2 protein-coding genes are annotated in these 1,128 nt (G+C 37.5%); both read left to right on the top strand.

All coding sequences use genetic code 11. The features are described 5' to 3' along the window. Nucleotides 1-479 (top strand): cupin-like domain-containing protein (locus G4P69_RS38660; protein ID WP_208355327.1); only part of this gene is annotated, 479 nt, incomplete at its 5' end. Between the two features lie 153 nt (nucleotides 480-632). Continuing rightward, a complete protein-coding gene (locus G4P69_RS38655; protein WP_208345256.1) occupies nucleotides 633-989 on the top strand; it encodes a hypothetical protein in 357 nt (118 codons plus the stop codon). The last annotated feature ends 139 nt before the right edge of the window (nucleotides 990-1,128 follow it).

Below are 1,128 nucleotides of genomic sequence, written 5' to 3'. Positions count from 1 at the left end.
ATTATGACTCAGTTGATGGAACACTAATGCAGCTACATGGGGCAAAAAAAGTAGTCCTTTTTCCACCTTCTCAAACAAATAATCTTTATCCTTTTCCAGTCTATATTCATTTACGCTACGGTTTTAAGTTACGTTCTTGGTTTAGTCAGGTTTATCCTGAAAGTCCTGATTTCGATACATTTCCTAAAATGAAACAAGCACTTCAGTATAAAACTGAGTTGATTCTTAATCAAGGAGAAATTCTTTATATTCCAGCAGGATGGTGGCATGAAGTCACAGCATTAGGCGATGAGATGGTGTGTTCAGTTAATAGATTTTGGAGTGTATCTCCTATTTCACGAATCATATTTTCTTGGAGTATATTACGTACATATTTAGGAACTTTATTTGGTGTGCCGTATACTTTATTTAAGTTGGCGATCGCGCTATTGAGTAAAGAGCGAAAGCAAAAAATAGAGAAGATTTTGCAAATGTTATAGCTGCTGTGGATTTACAGCAGCTTTTAGATTAAGTAGGTAGGCGCAAATAAACCTAACTCTGTAACGAACTGTAAACCGCTCGTAACCTCGATATCTGGGCGAGGTTTTTCTTAGGATAGAATAGGAAAAGCACTTAAGGGTCGTATTTTAAAAATGGTGATACTAAATGTACGCCAATCCCAACCGTCCGCAAATCTGAAGGTAACAATTATACTAGAAAATCTTGCCGACCGACTTGTTGCTGCTTCTGTATTTGAGTTGCCCGACTGTCGAGTAGAAGCACAAACACGAGAAGAAGCTATTACCCAAATTAAAGCTAAATTTTTAGAACGGCTTAAGCATATTGAAACAATCTCCTGGGATGTGCCAGTTCAGGCTTCAGAACCTGCTTGGCTCAAATTTGCGGGTGTTTTCAAAGACGATTCAGATTTTCAGGAAATGATGCAGACAATTCAAGCAGAGCGAAATAGTAATGACGAATCTGAAGTTGATCCCTCTTATTATTTGTAAAGGGATTTTTAGCGGTTCTTGCGTACTTAGCGTGCTAAATATGTTGAAAAATAAGCTTGAAATCCTTGCTGGGATAAGATTACAGCCATTATTTACTGCCTTTTAGGTCTGATGATTAAAATTTTGGCTATAAGCGCCT

Source organism: Aetokthonos hydrillicola CCALA 1050, assembly GCF_017591665.1.
Classification (GTDB): Bacteria; Cyanobacteriota; Cyanobacteriia; order Cyanobacteriales; family Nostocaceae; genus Aetokthonos; species Aetokthonos hydrillicola.
This window is presented reverse-complemented; position numbering and strand designations above follow the sequence as displayed.

Coding starts and splice junctions, on each gene's coding strand:
- G4P69_RS38655 (WP_208345256.1), top strand. CDS start 633: ATGGTGATACTAAATGTACGCCAATCCCAACCGTCCGCAAATCTGAAG.